The organism is Leucobacter chironomi DSM 19883, from assembly GCF_000421845.1.
GTDB classification, from domain to species: domain Bacteria; phylum Actinomycetota; class Actinomycetes; order Actinomycetales; family Microbacteriaceae; genus Leucobacter; species Leucobacter chironomi.
The window spans coordinates 333,022-352,620 of sequence record NZ_ATXU01000002.1 but is presented as its reverse complement, the minus strand read 5'-3'; the positions used below and the strand labels follow the sequence as shown (position 1 = coordinate 352,620).

General features: G+C 69.8%; 19 protein-coding genes and 4 tRNA genes. 10 read left to right on the top strand and 13 right to left on the bottom strand.

The window, feature by feature from the left end; translation table 11 throughout:
• Positions 1-48: 48 nt before the first annotated feature.
• A complete protein-coding gene (gene dxs, locus H629_RS0103495) occupies positions 49-2,016 on the top strand; it encodes a 1-deoxy-D-xylulose-5-phosphate synthase (RefSeq protein WP_024355966.1) in 1,968 nt (655 codons plus the stop codon).
• A gap of 168 nt (positions 2,017-2,184) precedes the next feature.
• Here the strand turns inward: dxs and H629_RS0103490 are convergent, their stop codons facing one another.
• The 4 genes from H629_RS0103490 to H629_RS0103475 form a co-directional block, all read right to left on the bottom strand.
• The gene (locus H629_RS0103490; RefSeq protein ID WP_024355965.1) at positions 2,185-4,320 is read right to left on the bottom strand and encodes a 3-hydroxyacyl-CoA dehydrogenase NAD-binding domain-containing protein; all 2,136 of its coding nucleotides are present in this window, start codon (positions 4,318-4,320) and stop codon (positions 2,185-2,187) included.
• Positions 4,321-4,325: 5 nt separating this feature from the next.
• Positions 4,326-5,522, bottom strand: coding sequence for a thiolase family protein (locus H629_RS0103485; RefSeq protein WP_420835243.1), 1,197 nt, complete (start codon positions 5,520-5,522; stop codon positions 4,326-4,328).
• Positions 5,523-5,643: 121 nt separating this feature from the next.
• Positions 5,644-6,831: an HRDC domain-containing protein gene (locus H629_RS0103480; protein ID WP_029746538.1), complete on the bottom strand. Its 1,188-nt coding sequence runs from the start codon at positions 6,829-6,831 to the stop codon at positions 5,644-5,646.
• A gap of 2 nt (positions 6,832-6,833) precedes the next feature.
• Positions 6,834-7,406 (bottom strand): DUF3000 domain-containing protein, encoded by a 573-nt coding sequence (locus H629_RS0103475; protein ID WP_024355962.1) that lies wholly within the window; start codon positions 7,404-7,406, stop codon positions 6,834-6,836.
• Positions 7,407-7,491: 85 nt separating this feature from the next.
• Between H629_RS0103475 and H629_RS0103470 the strand changes: the two genes are divergently transcribed.
• From H629_RS0103470 to H629_RS0103455, 4 genes are all read left to right on the top strand, one after another.
• On the top strand, positions 7,492-8,670 hold the full coding sequence (locus tag H629_RS0103470) for an alpha/beta hydrolase family protein (RefSeq protein WP_024355961.1): 1,179 nt from the start codon (positions 7,492-7,494) through the stop codon (positions 8,668-8,670).
• Positions 8,671-8,703: 33 nt separating this feature from the next.
• Positions 8,704-9,768, top strand: coding sequence for a cell division protein ZapE (zapE, locus tag H629_RS0103465; RefSeq protein WP_024355960.1), 1,065 nt, complete (start codon positions 8,704-8,706; stop codon positions 9,766-9,768).
• A gap of 8 nt (positions 9,769-9,776) precedes the next feature.
• Entirely contained in the window at positions 9,777-10,370 is a 594-nt protein-coding gene (locus H629_RS13925; RefSeq protein ID WP_024355959.1) for a hypothetical protein, read from the top strand.
• A gap of 92 nt (positions 10,371-10,462) precedes the next feature.
• Positions 10,463-10,699 carry an Rv0909 family putative TA system antitoxin gene (locus H629_RS0103455; protein WP_024355958.1) on the top strand — a complete coding sequence of 79 codons (237 nt, stop codon included), beginning with the start codon at positions 10,463-10,465 and terminating at the stop codon, positions 10,697-10,699.
• Between the two features lie 62 nt (positions 10,700-10,761).
• On the opposite strand, the gene H629_RS0103450 is transcribed toward H629_RS0103455, so the two are convergent.
• The 3 genes from H629_RS0103450 to H629_RS0103440 form a co-directional block, all read right to left on the bottom strand.
• Positions 10,762-11,460, bottom strand: a complete 699-nt coding sequence (locus tag H629_RS0103450) for a Pr6Pr family membrane protein (protein WP_240471013.1) — start codon at positions 11,458-11,460, stop codon at positions 10,762-10,764.
• A 45-nt stretch (positions 11,461-11,505) separates the two neighbouring features.
• The gene (locus tag H629_RS0103445; protein WP_024355956.1) at positions 11,506-12,120 is read right to left on the bottom strand and encodes a flavodoxin family protein; all 615 of its coding nucleotides are present in this window, start codon (positions 12,118-12,120) and stop codon (positions 11,506-11,508) included.
• A 101-nt stretch (positions 12,121-12,221) separates the two neighbouring features.
• Positions 12,222-13,025, bottom strand: coding sequence for a DUF1206 domain-containing protein (locus H629_RS0103440; RefSeq protein WP_240471011.1), 804 nt, complete (start codon positions 13,023-13,025; stop codon positions 12,222-12,224).
• Between the two features lie 155 nt (positions 13,026-13,180).
• Here H629_RS0103440 and H629_RS0103435 point away from each other — a divergent pair, with 155 nt between their 5' ends.
• On the top strand, positions 13,181-13,366 hold the full coding sequence (locus H629_RS0103435) for a CsbD family protein (protein ID WP_024355954.1): 186 nt from the start codon (positions 13,181-13,183) through the stop codon (positions 13,364-13,366).
• A gap of 129 nt (positions 13,367-13,495) precedes the next feature.
• Positions 13,496-14,527: a hypothetical protein gene (locus H629_RS0103430; protein ID WP_024355953.1), complete on the top strand. Its 1,032-nt coding sequence runs from the start codon at positions 13,496-13,498 to the stop codon at positions 14,525-14,527.
• A gap of 212 nt (positions 14,528-14,739) precedes the next feature.
• On the opposite strand, the gene H629_RS0103425 is transcribed toward H629_RS0103430, so the two are convergent.
• The 3 genes from H629_RS0103425 to H629_RS0103415 form a co-directional block, all read right to left on the bottom strand.
• Positions 14,740-14,811: transfer RNA gene (locus H629_RS0103425), tRNA-Val, on the bottom strand.
• A gap of 27 nt (positions 14,812-14,838) precedes the next feature.
• Positions 14,839-14,909 (bottom strand) — tRNA-Cys (locus H629_RS0103420).
• 47 nt (positions 14,910-14,956) lie between these two features.
• Positions 14,957-15,029 (bottom strand) — tRNA-Gly (locus H629_RS0103415).
• Here H629_RS0103415 and H629_RS15085 point away from each other — a divergent pair.
• From H629_RS15085 to H629_RS0103405, 3 genes are all read left to right on the top strand, one after another.
• Complete coding sequence (locus H629_RS15085) at positions 15,000-15,218, top strand: hypothetical protein (RefSeq protein WP_152485633.1); 219 nt, start codon at positions 15,000-15,002, stop codon at positions 15,216-15,218. The genes H629_RS0103415 and H629_RS15085 overlap by 30 nt on opposite strands.
• A 10-nt stretch (positions 15,219-15,228) precedes the next feature.
• On the top strand, positions 15,229-16,248 hold the full coding sequence (locus H629_RS0103410; RefSeq protein ID WP_024355952.1) for a hypothetical protein: 1,020 nt from the start codon (positions 15,229-15,231) through the stop codon (positions 16,246-16,248).
• Between the two features lie 116 nt (positions 16,249-16,364).
• Positions 16,365-16,437, top strand: a tRNA-Val gene (locus H629_RS0103405).
• On the opposite strand, the gene H629_RS14735 is transcribed toward H629_RS0103405, so the two are convergent.
• The 3 genes from H629_RS14735 to H629_RS0103390 form a co-directional block, all read right to left on the bottom strand.
• Positions 16,397-18,097 carry a recombinase family protein gene (locus tag H629_RS14735; RefSeq protein WP_076623904.1) on the bottom strand — a complete coding sequence of 567 codons (1,701 nt, stop codon included), beginning with the start codon at positions 18,095-18,097 and terminating at the stop codon, positions 16,397-16,399. The two genes, H629_RS0103405 and H629_RS14735, sit on opposite strands and share 41 nt — an antisense overlap.
• A gap of 349 nt (positions 18,098-18,446) precedes the next feature.
• Positions 18,447-19,052, bottom strand: coding sequence for a hypothetical protein (locus tag H629_RS0103395; protein WP_024355950.1), 606 nt, complete (start codon positions 19,050-19,052; stop codon positions 18,447-18,449).
• 9 nt (positions 19,053-19,061) lie between these two features.
• Positions 19,062-19,526, bottom strand: a complete 465-nt coding sequence (locus H629_RS0103390) for a single-stranded DNA-binding protein (RefSeq protein ID WP_024355949.1) — start codon at positions 19,524-19,526, stop codon at positions 19,062-19,064.
• Positions 19,527-19,599 lie beyond the last annotated feature (73 nt).

Below are 19,599 nucleotides of genomic sequence, written 5' to 3'. Positions count from 1 at the left end.
GAGGGGATGCCCGGCGCATTCCGCCGGAACCGACTGCGGAGGTGGCGAGTGGCGATCCTGGATCGAATCGAAACGCCCCGCGACCTCGATGCGCTCACCCCTGAGGAGTGCCGCAAGCTCGCGGCGGAGATCCGGGAGTTCCTCATCGCCGAGGTCGCGAAGACCGGCGGGCACCTCGGCCCGAACCTGGGTGTGGTCGAGCTCACCATCGCGATCCACAGGGTTTTCGACTCGCCCCGCGATCCGATCGTCTTCGACACCGGCCACCAGAGCTACGTGCACAAGCTGCTCACCGGCCGCAGGGACTTCTCCCGGCTGCGTCAGCGCGGCGGGCTCGCCGGCTACCCGCAGCGCGCCGAGAGCGAGCACGACATCGTCGAGAGCTCCCACGCCTCCAGCTCGCTGAGCTGGGCCGACGGCATCTCCCGGGCGTTCGCGCGGCGCTCCCAGCACGACCGCCACGTGGTGGCCGTAGTCGGCGACGGCGCGCTCACCGGCGGCATGACCTGGGAGGCCCTCAATAATGTCACCGACGACAACGACCGCAATCTCGTGATCGTCGTCAACGACAACGGGCGCTCTTACGCCCCCACCATCGGCGGCATGGCGCGCTTCCTCAACGGGGTGCGCACCTCGTCGAGCTATCGCGACCTGCAAGAGGGCAGCGAGCGGTTCTTCTCCGCCTTCGGCGCCCCCGGCCGCACCGTGTACCGCGCGACCCGCGGGGCGATGCGCGGCATCGCGAGCCGCGCCTCCGGCAACCAGGATCTCTACTCGAACCTCGACATCAAGTACGTGGGCCCCATCGACGGGCACGACCTGGAAGCCGTCGAGCAGGGGCTGCGGCAGGCGAAGGACTACGGCCGCCCCACGCTCGTGCACGTCATCACCGAGAAGGGGCGCGGCTACGCGCCTGCCGAGAACGACGAGGCCGACCAGTTCCACTCCGTCGGCAAGATCGACCCCGACAGCGGTGTGCCCGTGCAGGCCTCCTCGGGGGCGAGCTGGACGTCGGTGTTCCGCGAGCGCATCGTGGAGCTCGCCGAGCGCGATGACCGCGTCGTCGCGATCACCGCGGCGATGCTCGCGCCCACCGGCCTCGACCTGCTCGCCGAGCGGCACCCGGCGCGCGTGTACGACGTCGGCATCGCCGAGCAGCACGCGGTCACGAGCGCCGCGGGGCTCGCATACGGCGGGCTTCACCCGGTCGTCGCGATCTACGCGACCTTCATGAACCGCGCTTTCGACCAGCTGCTCATGGACGTCGCCCTGCACCGTGCGGGCGTCACCTTCGTGCTGGATCGCGCGGGCATCACCGGCCCCGACGGCGCCAGCCACAACGGCGTCTGGGATCTCGCGACCCTGCAGATCGTGCCGGGCATCCGGATCGCCGCGCCCCGCGACGAGGCGACGCTGCGGGAGCTCCTCGGGGAGGCCGTGCAGGTGGACGACGGCCCCACGGTGATCAGGTACCCGAAGGGCTCCGTGGGAGCGCCGGTGCCGGCCGTGCGACGCCTCCAGGACGGGGTCGATGTGCTGCTCGAGGCGGGCGAAACCGTGAAGGATGCCGCTGCGGCGGAGAATTCGACGCAAGCCGCTTCGGCAGACGACGCCTCATCGACCGACGTGCTCTTCGTGACGGTGGGCCCGATGGCGCGGGTGGCACTCGACGCCGCCGCGATCCTCGCCGAGCAGGGCATCACGGCGACCGTCGTCGATCCCCGCTGGGTCGTACCGGTCGCGCACTCCGTCACCGAGCTCGCGCGCAGCCACCGTCTGCTCATCAGCATCGAGGACGGCATCCGCGTGGGCGGCGTGGGCACCCGTATCAGGCAGGCGCTGCGCGACGCCGGCGTCGACACGGCCGTGAGCGAGCTCGGCACACCCGACGCATTCCCCGATCACGCCTCCCGCGACGAGCTGCTGCGGGACGCCGGGCTCACCGCCGAGCAGATCGCTACAGCGGTCGCAGATCAGGTGCGCGGCAAGCGGATCCCGATCGCCCGCCCCGAGTAGCCGCCGCCCGCGGCCCCGATCCGCATCCAGCCGAGCCGCTGCGCTCACCGGCGAGCGCGCTCGAAGCGATTTCTAGGTGCAGCGCCAGCGCCTCCACCCGTCACCTCGCATGCGCAGAGCCCCTGCTCGGAAACGATCCGGGCAGGGGCTCTGCGCTGCAGCGCGCGGCTAGCGGGCGCCCTGGATACGCGGGTCGTGGAACGCACCGCCGGCGGCGCGCTCACTCGCCCCGACGCGGTCGAGGTACGGGGTCGCGCCACCGGCCTGGAACGGCCAGCCGGCGCCGAGGATGAGGCAGAGGTCGATGTCCTCAGCCGCGGCGACCACGCCCTCGTCGAGCATGATCCGGATCTCACCGGCGAGCTCGTCCTCGACGCGGCGCAGGATCTCCTCCTCGCTCACGGCAGTCTTGCCGAGCACGACGACCTTGCGGCCGGCCTTCGAGAGATCCTCGACCTTGCCGAGCTTGGTCTTGACGAGCGGCCCGTCGACCTCTGCCAGCCGGTGCAGGTTCTCGGAGGCGTAGAAGCGATCCGGGAAGGCGTGCACCATGGTGTCCTGCACGTGCGCGGCGACCTTCCAGCCGACCAGGTCGATGAGCTCGAAGGGGCCCATCGGCAGGCCGATCGGCGCGAGGGCTCGCTCCACGACGGGCAGCGGGGTGCCCTCGTCGAGTGCCCGCGCCGCCTCGCCCATGACCTTCGCCAGCAGGCGGTTCACCACGAAGCCGGGTCGGTCGGCGGTGATCACGGCGCTCTTGCCGAGCTTCTTCGCGACGGCCATCGCGGTGGCGAGCGTGGGGTCGTCGGTGGCCGGCACCTTCACGACTTCGATGAGCGGCATCACCGCGACAGGGTTGAAGAAGTGGAAGCCCACGAGCCGTTCCGGATGGGCGAGATTCGCACCGATCTCCTCGACCGACAGCGACGAGGTGTTCGTCGCGAGGATCGCCTCGGGCGAGATGATGGGCTCGATCTCGGCGAACACCTGTTGCTTCACGCCGAGCTCTTCGAACACGGCCTCGATCACCCAGTCGCAGTCGGCGTAGAGCGTCTTGTCGGTGGTGCCGCTCACGAGCGCCTTCACCTGGTTGGCGTCGTCGGCCGAGAGACGGCCCTTCTCCTGCATCTTGTCGATCTCGCCGCGGATGTAGTCGAGCCCCTTGTCGACGCGCGACTGGTCGAGGTCGGTGATGAGCACCGGCACGCGCAGCTTGCGGGCGAAGAGCAGCGCGAACTGGCTGGCCATGAGGCCCGCGCCGATGACGCCGACCTTCTTCACCGGTCGGGCGAGCTCGCGGTCGGGGGCGCCCGCCGGTCGCTTCGCGCGCTTCTGCACCAGGTCGAAGGCGTAGATGGAGGCCGCGAACTGGTCGCTCGAGATGAGCTGCGCGAGTGCTTCGTCCTCGCGCTCGAAGCCGCGCTCGATGTCGTTGTCCTTGGCCGCGCTGAGCAGATCCAGAGCGACGTAGGGAGCCTTCGCCGCGGTGCCGATGCGCGCCTTGAGAGTGTCCCGGGCGATCTTGATCGCCGCGGGCCACTTGGTGAGGCGCTCCAGCTTGCCGGGCACGTTGGGGCGGTCGACCTTGGTGCGGCCGGCGATGACGCCGTCGGCCCAGGCGATCGACTGCTCCAGGAAGCTCGCGGCGCCGAACATCGCGTCGAACAGGCCCATCTCGTAGGCCTGCTTGGGCTTCAGCATCCGGTTGTTCTTGAGCGGGTTCGAGACGATGATCTCGAGGGCCTTCTCGATGCCGATGAGGTTGGGCACGAGCGTCGCGCCGCCCCAGCCGGGGATGATGCCCAGGAAGACCTCCGGGAACGCGAGCGCGGCCGCTGAGGCGTCGAGCGTGCGGTAGTCGGAGTTCAGCGCGATCTCCATCGCCCCGCCCAGCGCGAGGCCGTTGACGAACGCGAAGGAGGGCACGCCGAGCGTGCCCAGCTTGCCGAGGACGCGGTGGCCGTACTGCGCCATGAGGCGGGCGTTCTGCTCGGTGGCGAGCGTGGAGACCTTCGAGAGGTCGGCGCCCGCGGCGAAGATGAACGGCTTGCCGGTGATGGCGACGGCGCGGATCTCGCCTGCGGCGGCGCGGCTCCGCTGCTCGTCGAGCACGCGTTCGAGGCCCTGCAGGGTGCGCGGGCCCAGCGTGTTGGGGCGGGTGTGGTCGCGACCGTTGTCGAGGGTGATGAGCGCGAGCACGCCGCCGGAGGGCAGCGCCACGTCGCGCACGTACGACTCGGTGACGACCTCGTCGGCGGACGCCTCGATGATCGGCGAGAAATCGATCTTGCTGTAGTCGGTCATGGCGATTACTTCTTGCCCTTCTTGCCGTCGAAGTGAGGATTCTCCCAGATGGCGGTGCCGCCCTGGCCGAGCCCGACGCACATGGCGGTGACGCCGAAGCGCACGTCGGGTCGCTGCTCGAACTGGCGCGCGAGCTGGATCATGAGCCGCACGCCGGAGGCGGCGAGGGGGTGGCCGAACGCGATGGCGCCGCCCCACGGGTTGACGCGGGGGTCGTCGTCGGCGATGCCGAAGTGATCCGTGAAGGACAGCACCTGCACTGCGAAGGCCTCGTTGAGTTCGAAGAGGCCAATGTCGTCGATGGTGAGCCCGGCGCGCTGCAGCGCCTTCTCGGTCGACGGCACGGGGCCGAGCCCCATGACCTCGGGCTGCACACCCGCGAAGGCGAAGCCGACGAGGCGCATCTTGGCACCGAGTCCCAGCTCCTTGGCGGTGTCGGCGCCGGCGAGCAGGGAGACGGTCGCGCCGTCGGTGAGCGGCGAGGCGTTGCCCGCGGTCACCCGGCCGTGGGGGCGGAACGGCGTCTTGAGGCCGGCGAGGACCTCCATGGTGGTCTGCGGGCGACGGCCTTCGTCTTCGGTGGCGAGGCCCCAGCCGTTCGCGGAGCGCGTGGCGACGGGCACGAGGTCGGCCTGGATGTCTCCGCGGTCGTAGGCCGCCTGCACCTTGTGCTGGCTGAGCATGCCGAAGCGGTCGGCGCGCTCCTTGGTCAGCTCGGGGAAGCGGTCGTGCAGCCGCTCGGCGGTGATGCCCATGTTGAGGGCGTCCGGGCTGACGAGCTTCTCGGCCACGAAGCGCGGGTTCGGGTCGGCGTCGAGGCCGATGGGGTGACGGCCCATGTGCTCGACGCCGCCCGCGATCGCGAGATCGTACTGCCCGGATCCGATCGCGGCGCCCATGAACGAGGCGACGGTGAGGGCGCCGGCGCACATGCGGTCGAGGGCGAAGCCGGGCACCGTGACGGGCAGGCCGGCGAGCATCGCGACGGTGCGGCCGAGGGTGAGCCCCTGGTCGCCCTGCTGCGTGGTCGCGGCGATGCCCACGTCGTCGATGCGGTCGAGCGGAAGCGCCTCGTTGCGCTCGATCAGGCCCTGCAGCGCCTTGACCGCGAGGTCGTCGGCGCGGGTTCCCGCGTACATGCCTTTTTCGCCGGCACGCCCGAACGGGGTGCGCACCCCGTCGACGAACACGACTTCTCTCATTGCGGCCACTGTGCCTCCATCAGGTGTGTGATCTGCGTGCTCACCATCCTAGAGACGGAGTCTCACAGATGGAAGGGGGCGTGCGGGTTCGCCGCAATTCCGAGCGGTATCGGCTCGGTAATTATGCGAGGTCCACAAAAGCGGCAGCAATGATTGGTGCAGTGATGCCAATCTGCCAGTCGCGTGCACCCAGCTCCTTGAGACGCAGTGCCACGGCGGCGGGGGAGCGGTCGCCGGGCGGGCTCCACACGACGCGGCGCAGGGTATCCGGGGTGAGCAGGTTCTCGATCGGGATCCGCTGCCGCTCCGCCTCGGCCTCGAGCGCGGACCGGGCCGCCGCGAGGCGCGCGGCCGCTTCGGGGTGGCGCTGCGGCCACCCGCGGTGATGCGGTACCGTGTCCGGATCACGCGGCTTCGGGCCGGGCAGATCCTCCGTCGTCTTGCCGCGCAGGACTGCCCGCCACCAGCGGTCGAGCTCGGTGCGGCTGGCGCGGCCCCGGAACGTCTGCAGCCGGGCGAGATCCCCCTTCGATCGAGGGTTCGCCCCGGCAGCGGCCACGAGCGAGGAATCCGGGATCAGGCGACCCGGCGCCACGTCGCGCTCACGGGCGAGCTCATCGCGCGCGAGCCACAACTCCCGGGCGATGGCGAGGGCGCGCGGCGAGCGCAGCGAGTGCCCGCCGGAGAGCTTCCGCCACGGCTCCGGGCTGCGCGGCTTGTCCGGCCGGGTGCGCACGGCCTCGAACTCCTGCAGCGCGAACTCGGTCTTGCCCTGCGCATCGAGATCCGCCGCCACCGCATCGCGCAGGTCGGGCAGCAGGGCGACATCGAGCGCCGCGTACTCGAGCCACGGCTCGGGCAGGGGGCGCTGCGACCAGTCCGCAGCGGAGTGGGCCTTCTCGAGGCTGATTCCGAGCAGCGACTCCACGATCGCGCCGAGCCCGACCCGTTCGTAGCCGAGCAGGCGCGCAGCCAGCTCCGTGTCGAAGAGGCGGGCGGGCGCGAGACCGAGCGCGCTGAGGCAGGGGATGTCCTGGCTCGCCGCGTGCAGGATCCACTCCTCCTCGCCGATCGCCTCGGCCAGCGGTGAGAAGCTCTCGAGCTCGGTCGGGTCGAAGAGGAAGGGACGGGTGCCCCGCCGGAACACCTGCACGAGGTACGCGTCGGAGCCGTAGCGGAACCCTGAGGCCCGCTCCGCGTCGACCCCGACAGGGCCGGCGCCTGCGGCGAGCGCCTCGGCGGCGCGCTCCAGGCCGGTCTGATCGGTGACGAGCGACCAGTCGGTGTCGAGCTCGGACTGTTCGACCATGGTCACTCGCCCTCCCGGTGCGGCAGGCCGGCGAGCAGGCACAGCAGCTCGGACCAGGCCTCGGCGTGAGCGGCGAAGTCCGCTCCGAGCGGCGTCCACGAGGCGCGCAGCTCGATCTGGGCGGCGTCGCCCTGGGCTTCCAGCGTGCCGAAGCCGCTCGACAGCGTCTTCGTGGCGGTGCCCGAGAGGTAGGTGTACTCGGCGCCGCGCGAGTCGAGCGCGTCGACGAGCCAAGACCAGGCGACGTCCGAGATGAAGGGGTCGACGCCGATCTCCACCTCGAGCGGGGCCTGCGCGAAGCAGACGATGCGGAAGGGCGCGCCCCACTCCTCGGCGGAGTCGGGGTCGTGCATGAGCACGAGGCGGCCCGCGCCGTGGTGCGAATCGATCGTGCCGTCGGGGGAGAGGCCCCGCCGCGGGCCCCGCGCGACGCCGGCCGCGAGGGCGATCGAGCGCGGAGCGATCCGTTCGGGGGCCGGGATCTCCTGCGTCACGAGTTCGCTGCGCAGCTGCCCGCCCCGGATCTGAGCAGCGGCGACATCGAAGTCGATCGACTGCAGACCAATCCTTGCCATCACAGAGGGAACACTAGAGTTTGCTGTGAGGGTTTTCGCGATGCCACGCCGGGCAGGGGCGGATCGCGGGAGAGGAGAGCGGCTCATGGAGGACTGGCAGCGGAACGCGGCTCGCGCGCTCGGCTTCGCCGCGGGCGCGGCGGCGGTCGGCGCGGTGGGCGTCGTCGCCGGGGGTGTGGCCCTGGCTCGAATGGCGGTGACTCCGGAGCAGGAGGCCGAGTCCCCGGTCACCGTGGTCGGCTTGCAGCGCGAGGGGACGGCCACGCTCGTGCGGCTGCGAGGGGTTGACTGCGACCTCCCGGGCCGCTACTCGCTGGTCTTCGACCGCGGCGCCGGTCACGCCCGTCTCGGCCCGGTGCTCGCCTCGGGGCGGGACGGCACGATCCGCGAACTGCTGCGGGTGGATCGCGGTGAACCCCGAGCTGGGATGCCGGCCCGTCTCACCGGCTGGTGGTACACCTCGCCCGACGAGCTGGGCTACGCCGCCGAGCGGATCGCCTACCCCACCGAGCTCGGGGACGCGGAGGCGTGGATCGTGCGCCCCGCCCGGGCCCGCAAGAAGCGCTGGGCGGTGCACGTGCACGGTCGCGGCGCCCCGCCCGAGGAGGCGCTGCGCGGCGTCGCGCCGCTCGCTCGGGCCGGCATCACCAGTCTCGTCATCACCTACCGCAATGACCCGGGGGCGCCGAGCGGCGTCAACGGACGCTACGGCGTGGGGGTGTCGGAGGCGCGGGACGTCGACGCCGCCATCGCCGAGGCGCGCCGGCGCGGAGCGCAGCGCGTCACCCTGTTCGGCTGGTCGATGGGCGGTACGGCGGCGCTGGTCACGGCGACCCGCGGCGCCCACCGGGACGTGATCGACGGCGTCATCCTCGACTCTCCCGCAGTGGACTGGAGCGAGCTGCTGCGCTACCACGCGGCTGGCAGGCGGGCGCCGCGGCTCGTCGCGGAGCTCGGGATCCGCCTGCTCTGGCAGGGGCGCGTGCGCGGCGGAGAGGACGGCGGCATCGCGTTCGACAGCCTGAACGCTGCCGCGTTCGGGCGCGAGCTGCGGGTTCCCGTGCTCATCCACGCGAGCGAGCAGGACACGTTCGTGCCGTGCAGCGGGGCTCAGCGCCTTGCGGAGGAGCGGCCCGATCTGGTGCAGCTGCGCCTCCAGCGGCACGGCGAGCATGTGAAGCTGTGGAACGTCGATCCCGAGCCCTGGGAGCGGGTCACCGAGCAGTTCGCGCGCGCCCTGCCCCGGCCGGCCTGGCGCGGCTAGGATGCGGCCGCGGCGGCGGTAGACTGGTGGACGATGTCTTCCGACCCCCAGCACAGCTCCGCACGTCTCGTCGACCGCCACCCGAGCATCTCGGGCACCGATCTCGTCGCGACGCTCGTCCCGCCGCCCCAGTTCGATCATGCCTCGTTCGACTCCTACCGGCCCGATCCCGCGTATCCCTCGCAGGACGAGGCGCGAAGCCTGCTGCGCTCGTTCACCGAGCCCGAGCCGCCCGCTGCCCGCGGGGGCTTCTTCGGCTTCGGGCGGAAGAAGCCGGCCGAGCCGCGGCCGAGCGCCCCGAGCAGGCCGGGCGTCTACCTCGATGGCGGCTTCGGCGTCGGCAAGACCCACCTCCTCGCCGCGGCGTGGCACGCGACCGCGGGTCGGAAGTACTTCGGCACGTTCATCCAGTACACCGCACTCGTGGGCGCGCTCGGCTACGACGGGGCCCTCGGTGTGCTGCAGGGGGCGCGCCTCATCTGCATCGACGAGTTCGAGCTCGACGATCCCGGCGACACCATGCTCATGACGCGGCTCATCAAGGACCTCACCGCGACGGGGTCCCGCTTCATCGCGACCTCGAACACGCCGCCGAACGCACTCGGCGAGGGCCGCTTCGCCGCAGCCGACTTCATGCGCGAGATTCAGGCGATGTCGGATCGCTTCGTCACGGTGCGGATCGACGGCGTCGACTACCGTCAGCGCGACATCGAGGGCGACGCCGTCGCGCTCGACACCGACGCCTACCGCTTCGCCCTCGCCGACGTGGCGGCCTCGGGCGAGCGCATGACCGACGACGACTTCTCGCAGCTCATCGCCCACCTGGCGACCGTGCACCCGTCGAGTTACGTGGGCATGCTCGACGGCGTGCAGTGCATCGGCCTGCGCGACGTCCACGAGCTCACCGACCAGTCGGCGGCGCTGCGCTTCGTCGCGTTCATCGACCGCGTCTACGACGCGCAGATCCCGATCCGCGCCACCGGCACGACGCTCACCTCGATCTTCGGCGGCGGCATGCTCGACGGCGGCTACCGCAAGAAGTACCTGCGCTGCATGTCCCGCTTGAACGCGCTCACCTCGAGCGAGCTCGAGGCGTAGGCGGGCGCGTGGCCGGAGGGGGTTCGGAGGGCGGGCTGCTGCGCTTGATCGCGCGCGCCGTGGCCGACGCGCTCATCGGCGCGCAGCGGCGCTCCGCTTCGGGGCGCGGCACGGGGTCGCGAGGCGGATCCGCCACCCTGCGCTCCGCGACTCGTCTGCGCACCGTCCCCCACGACTCCGAGGACAGTCCCGGGCGCAACGGGGCGGGCGCGACCCGAGACCTCACCGCGGCTGAGATCCGCGCGCTGCGTCCGAGCTATGAGCCGCACCCCGACGGCGATCCCGACCCCGGCGAGATCGTCTGGACCTGGGTGCCGTACGCCGAGAACGACGGGCGCGGGAAGGACCGGCCGGTGCTCATCATCGCGCGGATCGACGGCGACACGACGGCCGGCTGCTACCTGAGCACGAAAGCGCACCGCGGCTTCGTCTCGGTCGGCAGGGGCGGCTGGGACAGTCAGGGGCGCGAGAGCTTCCTCGCACCCGACCGGGTGCTGCGCATCGCCGACCGCGGCATGCGCCGCGAGGGGCACGTGCTGTCGCGCGAGCACTTCGCGATGGCGGTGCAGGCAGTGGGGCGGCTGCACGGCATTCGCGGTTGATTCTCGGCTCGGCCTCTGTCGGCTACGCCCGTCGCGGGCCATAATGGCGACAACGCGACGAATCGGTCGGCGCGCGACGAGAGGAACTGGACATGGGCATCGAGGATCTGGGCAAGCAGGTGTCCCAGCTGGCGGGCAAGGCGGGCGAGTTCGCGAAGCAGAACGCGGACAAGATCGAAGAGGCTCTGAAGAGCGAGCAGGCCGAGGGCATCAGCGACAAGATCCTCGACGGCGCCGCCGGCCTCGCGAACAAGGTCACCGGGGGCAAGCACAGCGACAAGGTCACCGAGCTGCGCGACAACCTCGACGGCAAGATCGGCAACGAGTAGCGCCTCGGCGCTCCTGAGGGCTCCCGGTTGCCCGCGACGGTCGCCGGGGGTTCTCGCTGCGCTCAGCCTTGCAGCACTCGGCTTCGCAGCGCCCCGCGGACGCCTGCGACACGGCTCCCGCCCCAGACCCCGACCGCCGCGAGCAGCAGCGCCGCCAGCAGTCCGAGCACGGTGACCGCGAGCAGAGCCGCGCCCCGCTCGGGCAGCAGGAAGCCGTAGGGCACCCAGCCGTCCGTGGCGCCGCGCGTGAGCGCTACCGCGAGCCAGAGCAGCGGGTAGGGCAGCACCACCCAGAGGCTGCGCCATGCGAGCGGTCGTCGGTCTCCGACGAGCAGCCAGTCGAGCACCACGGCGATCGGCAGCACGGCATGCAGAGTGGCGCTCACCCACGGGGGAGCGGCAGCCGTGCCGGGTACGACACCGTTGTAGATGACGGCGACCACGATCATGCAGGCGACAGCCGCGGCCCTCGCGTACACCAGCCAGGGTCGTGCCGGCAGCCCCCGCAGCGCGCCGACGCCGGAGATGATGAGCGCCCCTGCGGTCAGCAGGCTCGTGAGGTTGGTGAAGTAGCCGAAGTAGTCGAAGGGGTTGCTGCGGCCATGCCCGATCCCCTCGACGTAGGCGTAGCCGAGCACGGCGATGACCGCCGCCCCGGCCAGTATCCGGGCGGCGCCCACCCCGGGTGCGGCGAGGGGCGCGGCCGCGGGCGACGCCGTGGACTGCTCTGCGGGAGCGGAGGCGGTGCGTGCGGTCGGCATGCGCGTCAGCATAGCCGCACCACGCCGGCCCGCACCTCGGAGCGGCTACGCCTGCGACGGGTAGGGGGCCCCGCGCAGCAGTCCTGCGAGGTGGGCGGCGTTGGCGGCGGCGGTCTCGATGGCGGTGGCCACGGGCTCCGGCGTCGCATCGAGTTCGCGGTAGTCGGTCTTCTGCATCGCCTCGCCGTTCCAGTACACGGAGGCCTGTGCGGGGATCGTGAAACCGACGTCGCCGAGCGCCTGCGCGAGGATCGCCGTGATGTGGTGGGCGCCGTCCTCATTGCCCACGACGACGGGGATCGCGACGCGGTCGAACAAGATCGGCCGGCCGGCCCCGTCGGTCTCGCCCAGCTCCGCGTCGAGGCGTTCGAGCACCCGCTGCGCGACGCTCGAGTGCTGGCCCAGCCACGTCGGCGTCACGAAGACGAGGATGTCGGCGTCGAGCACGGCCCGGCGCAGGCGCGGCCACTCGTCGCCCTCACCCATGTCGGCTTCGACCCCCGGCAGGATGCGCGAGTCGACCGCCCGCACCGTGTCCGAGACGACGCCGTGCCGCCCCAGCGCGGCGAGCACCTGGCCGCCGAGCACGTCGCCGCTCGACAGCCCCGGCGAGGGCTTGAGCGTGCAGTTGATCATCAGGGCCGTCAGCGATGCAGTCATGGCCCCACCGTAGGCACGCGCTCACCCGCGGGGAAGGGGCTTCCGTTTCCGGCGGATCGGCGCTAGCGCTGCCGGCCCAGCTGCGCCCGCACGGCGGCGCGCTACAGTTCGGCGTAGCGGGCGCGGAACACGCAGAACACGCCGTACGCGATGAAGCCCGCGCCCATCACCGCGACGAGCGCGCCGCCGAACGGGAGATCCCGCAGCGACTCGATGGCCGCATCGAGCCCGCCCGCGGCCTGCGGGTCGCGCCGCACGGCCGCATCGACGAGCAGCACGCCCACCACCGTGAGCGCCCCACCCTTCACCACGAAGCCGAGCACCCCGATGCCGGCGATCACCGTGCCGAACTGACCGGGCGGCAGCGCCACCCGCTTGCGGAAGCTGCGCCGCACCCCCATCACGACCCAGGAGATGCCGCCGATCGCCACACCCGCCCCGATGAGCCCCAGCAGCACCGGCCCGCCCGGGAAGGTGAGCAGCCCGCGGCTCGCCTCGCGGGCGCTCGAATCGGGATCCGGACGCGCTCCGACAGCGACCGCCGCGGCGACCACGCCCATACCGATGAAGAGGACCGCCTGTCCCCACTCGGCGACCCGGCGAGCCCACCGCTTCGGCCGCTGCTCGATGCGCAGCGCGACGCCGTGGATGCCGTGGTACACGCCCAGCGCCCACAGGAGCCCCGCAACCACCCACAGGGCGGCGAAGCCGAGCGGCGCCGAGGCGAGCGCCGCGAGCGCGCCGGCCTGATCCGCCTCGCCCCGCCCGCTCCACGCGAGCGCGAGAGCGATGCCGCCGATGATGAGGTGGATCAGGCCGCTCGCGACGTAGCCGCTGCGGGCGAGCACGCGAAGCGGCGTCTTGCGCTCGGCGTTGCGCGCCGCCGATCTCACCCCGGGCTTCACGCTTCGAGCGTAGCCGGTGCGGCCGCTACCCGAGCACGACCTGGGCTGCCGGCTCGGCCGCGGAGCATGGCACAGATGGACGGAGCGGGCAACCCCCTGGAGACGATCCGCGCCGACTGGAAGAGTGGGGTTCGTCAACACGAAGGAGGCTCCACATGAGTGCATCGGACAAGCTGTCCGCCGGAATGGACAAGGCGAAGGGCAAGGCCAAGGAGGCCCTGGGCAACGTGACCGGCGATGACGAGAAGGTCGCCGAGGGCAAGGCTGATCAGGCGAAGGGCGACCTCAAGAACGCCGCAGCGAAGGCCAAGGACGCCGCGAAGGATGTCTTCGATCGCTGACCTCCGTCGCGCGCGGTCCCCGCGGATCCCGGAAGGGGTTCGCGGGGACCGCTGCGTTCCCGGGGCTTTGCGGGGCGGTGCGCGGCGCGGGGTCGTCGGCGCACGTGCCCGAATCCTCGAGGAGACGAAGTGCTGAGCGTGCTCGTCGTCGCCGACCCCGGTCAGCCCTCCCGCCGCGTCTCCCGCATTCGCACGCGGCTCGAGGCCGAGCTGGAACGCGTGCTGACCGCCCCGGTGGCGGTGCGGGTGCGCACCGAGCTGATCCGCATCGATCCCGACGACACACTCGACGTCTCCGACGTGAAGCGGCTCTCGACCGAGTACGAGGACGTCGAGATCGTCATGGTGGTCACCGAGATCCCGCGGCACCGGGGCGGCCGGCCGCTCGTCGCCGAAGTGCTCGCCTCGGACGACGTCGCGGTCGTCTCACTGCCCACCCTCGGGGCGGGGGCCACGAACGGTCGCCTGCTGCGCGTGCTGGTCTCGTGCGCACGCCAGATGCGCGCGGCGCCGGCCGAGGATGAGGCGCGGCATGGCATCGCGTGGGCGCGGTGGCGAGGATGCGCCGAGAACGCCAACCGACTGCTGCAGGCGCACCGGCTCACCGGGGGAGCCCGCACCGTGTTCGGCATGGTGCTCGCGAACGACCCGTGGCGGATCGTGCCCAAGCTGTCGAGCGCGCTCGCGGCTGCGGCCGCGGCGGGCGCCTTCGGGGTGTTCTACAACTCGATCTGGCAGATGTCGGCGGTGCTCAGCCCGCTTCGCCTCGCGGTCATCAGCGGGCTCGCGATCATCGTGATCGTGGGGTGGCTGCTGATCGGAAACCGGCTGTGGGATCGCCCCCGGTACGCGAGCCTCACTGAGGTGATCCTGCTCTACAACCTCTCCACGGTGCTGACGCTGCTGCTGTGCGTGCTCGCGCTCTACGCCTCGCTCGTCGTCATCATCCTGCTGAGCGGGCTCATCGTGATCGACCCCGACTTCATGAGCAGCGTGCTCGGATCGGAGGCGCGCTTCTCGAACTACGTGGACATCGCGGTGCTGAGCGCCTCGCTCGGAACCGTCGCCGGAGCGCTCGGGTCGAGCTTCGACTCAGATGCGGACATCAGGATGCTGACCCACGGGCAGCGCGAACGTCAGCGCGTGAACACCGCGGAGTAGACGAAGCACGAAATCGAAGCGGAGCCCGGTATCGAGCGCTACAAAAAAGACCCCCTCGTCGAGGGGGTCTTGCTGTGCGCGATACTGGGATCGAACCAGCGCGGATCCCTGAGGGCAAACGCGTCAGCGTTTGCGGGATCCGCGAGGTCGCTGGGGGAGAGCCCGGTATCACGCGCAACAAAAAAGACCCCCTCGTCGAGGGGGTCTTGCTGTGCGCGATACTGGGATCGAACCAGTGACCTCTTCCGTGTCAGGGAAGCGCGCTACCGCTGCGCCAATCGCGCCTGTTCAGGCTTATTGAATTGTAAGCGAGGTGGCGACGGGATTCGAACCCGTGTATACGGCTTTGCAGGCCGCTGCCTCGCCTCTCGGCCACGCCACCGCAGTGGTGGTTGACACCACAAGCGGCCGAGAAAACTCGGCCACTCGAGCGGATGACGAGACTCGAACTCGCGACCCTCACCTTGGCAAGGTGATGCGCTACCAACTGCGCTACATCCGCATCGCCGCCCTGCTGCGTTTCCGCTGCCGTGGCGACCTGAATAACTATATGCGGGTCCCCGGTGCGACGCAAATCAGGCTCGAACGCCCGGGCGCGCCGCCTGTCTCCGCCTCGTTTTCGCCCTCTTTTCGCGACTTTCGACGTCATCCGATGCCGGATATGCGCCCCGTCGGAGCCGATCCCGGCTAGCGTGGTGTGCATGGGCAAGCGCGGGCGATCGGCTCTGAAGCGGGGGATCGCGCTGCTGTGCGTCCTGCTGGTGGCGGCAGTCGCGGTGTTCGCGTTCTCGCACCGCCAGGAGATCCGCGACCACTTCGCCGCGATGGGCTTCGAGCCGCATCCGCGGGTGGTGGAGGTGATGGATGAGCTCGATCTCACCTCCTCGGGCGAACGCGTCTTCCTCGCCACGCAGCCGACCATCGACGGCAGCCAGAACTTCAACGAGCAGTGCGCCGATGTCGATCACTCCGAGCACGGTCACGTGCTCGGTTGCTTCACCGGCGAGCGCATCCACCTCTTCGACGTCACCGACGAGCGCGTGCAGGGCGTCGTCGAGGTCACCGCGGCGCACGAACTGCTGCACGCCACGTACGCCCGCCTGGGGGAGGGCGATCGTGCGGTGCTCGCGCCGCGCTTGCGCGCCGCCTACGAGGAGCTGGCGGAGCACGATCCGGCCCTGCGGGAACGCATGCAGGTCTACGAGCACCTTTCGGAGGCGGCCTTCGCGAACGAGCTGCACTCGGTGCTCGGCACCGAGGTGCGCGAGCTGCCCGACTGGCTGGAGGAGCACTACGCGCGGTGGTTCGCGGATCGCGGATCGCTCATCGACATCTTCGAGAGGTACCACTCGGTGTTCGTCGATCTGCAGCAGCAGGCCGACGCCCTCCAGGCGGAGATGACGACACTGAGGGCCGACATCGAGACGCGCAAAGCCGCCTACGACGAGGATGTGCGCCGTTTCAACGAGGACGCCGCCGAGTTCAGCGCGCGGAATGAGCGCTACGAGTTCTCCGACGACCCAGGCGAGTTCGACCGTATCCGTGGCGAGCTCGCGGAACGCCGCGACGCGCTCGAGCAGACCCTCACGACCCTGCAGGCCGACATCGACTACTACAACGGCTTGGGCGCTCAGCTCAAGCAGCTGGGCGAGCTGAGCACGGAGCTCGACCGGCAGCTCAACAGCGATCTCGCGCCGGTGACGACACGCCCGACCGAGTGAGCCTCGAATCGGCCGCGATCCGCATGATCTCGCCGTTCGCGGTGCGAGTGGCACAGGCGCCCGATGATCCGTGTAAGATCGATCGGGTTGGCACGGATCAGTGATCCGGATCACACGGGCGATTGGCGCAGTTGGTAGCGCGCTTCCTTCACACGGAAGAGGTCATCAGTTCGAGTCTGGTATCGCCCACCCAAGTGTCGATGTTCAAACATGCGACATCTGCAGGTTTGACATCCTCACCCGCGCGCACGCTGGCCTCATAGGCCAGCGCTGCCGCGTGGACTGCCGGGTCGAGCAGCGTGTCGAACGGCTCACCCGGCTCCGCTTCCACCCGGTCGGCGTTCTCGACCTCGTAGACGTGGATGCGCTCGAAGAACGCTTGGTTGCAGATGCGTCGCAATGAGTCGTCAATGCTCATATAGATCACGTGCATGTCACCGGCCAGGGTGAGGCAGTCTTCAAGGTGCGCCTTGGCCTGGTCGTACTCGATCTGCCCCGCGTCGATCTGCGCATCGAGGAATGCGAGCCGGCGCCCGATGCGGTCTTGCTCTTCTTTGAGGAGGTCCAGCGGGACGGCACCGGCGTGGTGGGCATGGAGCAGGCTCCGGCGCTCGTCACGGAGCCGGTCACGCTCGACGGCGTGGGTGTGCCGTTCTGCTTTGTTTGCGGCGTGGAGGTCATCGAACTGGCGCACGAGCATGTGCCGCAGCGCGGTGACGACGTGCTCGGGTATCTGCACCCGCCGGTAGTAGTCCTCGACCTGTCGCTCGATGTGCTCGATCGGCATCGCCTGACGGACACAGTTCGTGCGCTTGGAGTGCCGGCCTGCGCAGATGAAGTAGGGGTAGACGACGCCCTTGCCGTTCTTCGCATGAGTGACCATCAGTCGGGAACCGCAGTCACCGCAGTAGACGGAGCCCTTCAAGTAGTGCTCGTGCGTTTGAGTTTTCTCCCCGGACACCTGGCGTGCGGTGAGGACGTTCTGCACTCGATACCAAAGTTCCGCGCTCACCAGCGGTTCGTGGAGTCCGTCGTAGCGGGCGCCACGGAAGATCACGTCGCCTTTGTAGTAGGGGTTGGAGAGCATCTGCTGGATCGTGGACAGCCCCGGAGCCTTCGCAGGCCGCTTCGGGGTCGGCACGGTCGTGAGGCCACGGTCAACAAGTTCGCTGTGCAGCATCGAGGTCGAGTAGTTCCCCGTCGCGTACGCCTCGAACGCCCACCGCACCAAAGCAGCGCGGTCGGGGTCCGGGATTACGGTGGGAACGTCGCGGCCGAGTTCGTCACGCTTGTGGACGTTGAGGTAGCCGATGGGGGCACGACCAACGGTGCCGCCGGTGGCGGCTTTCTGGGTCATGCCCTTGGCCACCTCGTTGGCGAGGTTGCGGGAGTAGAACTCTGCGATCGTGGACATGATGCCGTGCAGCAGCATCCCTGACGGGGTCTCGTCAATGTTCTCCGTTGCGGACACGAGGATCACTCCAGCGTCTTTGAGCGCGAGGTGGATCGCTACGTCGTCGGCACGGTTGCGTGCGAGCCGGTCGACTTTGTGGACGATGCAGTACGCGACCTGGTGCGTCGTGACGTACTCGATCATCCGCATCAGCTCTGGCCGGTCGGCCTTGCGCGCGGACTCACCCGCGTCGATGAACTCCTCCACGACAATCGCGTTCAAATCGCGGGCCTTGCGGAGGTTCGCGTCGCGTTGCGCGGGGATCGAGAATCCCTCGTCACGACCACCGCGCTCTGCCTGCTCCTTGGTGGAGACACGAAGGTAGGAGACAGCGAGGGTGGTGGTCTCGCCGAGCCGGTCGATGCTGGTGGGTGGTGCTGGGGGTGCCAGAGTCATGAGTCGTGTTTCCTCTCACCGATGGGTGGGAGCCAACGCGACGGCGAAGCGTCACGCGGTGCGACTCGTAAATGGGAAACACGTCCGCCGGAAAGGAACCGGGGTAAGCCACAAGGGCAAAGAGACTGCGCACCCGGCCCGGTAAGGTCGTGGCGTCGGTTCTATTCTACTTTGTCGGGCTCAGAACGCCCAGGATCGGTGGCATCCGGCGTGGGCGCGTCGTTCGTCTTCGATCTGCTGACGGCCATGCCGAGGAACACCTGCGCGAGCTTATGCAAGTCAGGTTGACTGCGCGGCACTGCCTCGACGGTGAAGCGTCTGTCCTCACCCCGCCTGCGGTCACCCCTGCTCATGGCACTTCCCCCGTTCTCAGGACGAGCCCTGCGATGAACTGATCCTCGGCACGCCGGCGCGCTTCCACATCGGCGTGCATGAACTCAACGAAGTCTTCCTCTCGGTTCGAGATCACGATGTCTTCGATGGGGCCTGTATCCGGTTCGCCGGGCCAGGCGATGCGGCGAGTGGGGCGGTCAGTGGTCAGGCGTGTGCCGCAGGCGGCGGTCCAGTGCCGGAGGCGTTCTTGGGCTTCGGTGAAGTCGCGGTGCCAGACGAGCATCGCGCTGCCCTTCGCTTCGGGGTGGATCGCGCACAGCCAGTGGATGTGCAACGCGGACAGTTCCCACACCAAGGCTGGGTGGCGGTGCCAGAACGGCGGGCAGACGGCAACGGGGAGGCCGTAGGTGTGGCGCAGCCAGTGCACCCATTCGTTGAGTGCGAGCCATTCTTCTTCCGCAGCATCGGCGGTGAGGAGGTTCCAGTTCACCGGTCCAGGCGGACCCGCTGTGTCGTCGTCAGAGATAGAGGTGTCGGTGTCGGGATCGTAGCTCTCATCGAACTCGTCCTCCGCCATTTCACCAGCGTCGCTATCACCCGTGTCGGGCAGTTCATCGACCATGATCCGCTCTCACCTTCCGACCGTTGCGGCACCCGCGGACGCGCGGCGCGGGGCATCCGTGGACAGTGCGGCGTCCTCAAGTCCGGCATCGAGCGAGTCCGTTGCCTGTGTGCGTCGGGGGCGATCGACGGTGTAGCGGGTGCGGGCGAGGTCGTGCCCAATCTTCTTTGCAACGAACTCCTCGGCTCTGACCGTCTGTCCGGTGTCGCCAGTGCGGTCGTAGTGGTGGGTGTAGCCCTCAGCGACGAACTTGTCGCCTTTCGCGAAACGCTGGTGGGCGCGTTCGGCGGTCTTCCGGAACGCGACGAGATCATGGAAGGTAGTCTCGGTCTGCGTGAACGAGCCATCGTCTTCCCTGCGGTAGTGTTCCTGCCCGATCTTCACGAACAGTCGCGCGTCGCCTTTCTCGGTGAACGACAGGTGCGGTTCGGAAGCGATGAACCCGGACAGAGACTCTTGCGTGTGGATAGCCATTGGACACTCCTCGTGACAGCGGCAGCCCCGGTCGGGGTGCTCTGTCACTCAGGTGCACTCACCGGCCCCTCGT